The sequence below is a fragment of the Thermus thalpophilus genome (assembly GCF_022760915.1).
GTDB lineage: Bacteria > Deinococcota > Deinococci > Deinococcales > Thermaceae > Thermus > Thermus thalpophilus.
On record NZ_JAKTNS010000150.1, the window covers coordinates 1 to 306 of the forward strand.

The 306-nt window shown below is 71.9% G+C and carries 1 pseudogene; it reads left to right on the top strand.

Annotation, left to right across the window (positions count from 1 at the left end):
* A pseudogene (locus L0D17_RS13395) lies at positions 1-306 on the top strand (IS1634 family transposase); the annotation flags it as partial.

Below are 306 nucleotides of genomic sequence, written 5' to 3' on the forward strand. Positions count from 1 at the left end.
GGGTTCTCCTGGGTCATGCGGGTGCCGGCCACCCTAAAGGAGGCCAGGGCCCTGCTACGCGAGGAGTTACCCCAGGAGGCCTGGAGGCCTCTGCTGCCCGGCTACCGGGGGCTGGAGGTGGAGAGCGAGTACGGGGGTGTGCGGCAGCGCTGGCTGTTGGTGGAGAGCCAGGAGCGGGCCAGGATGGAGGAAGCGAGCCTCCAGCAGCGGATAGCGCGGGCCGAAGGGGAGGCGCGGAAGGTCCTGGGCCAGCTGACGGCTCGGACCTTCGCCTGTGAGGCGGACGCCCGGCGGGCCCTGAGCGAG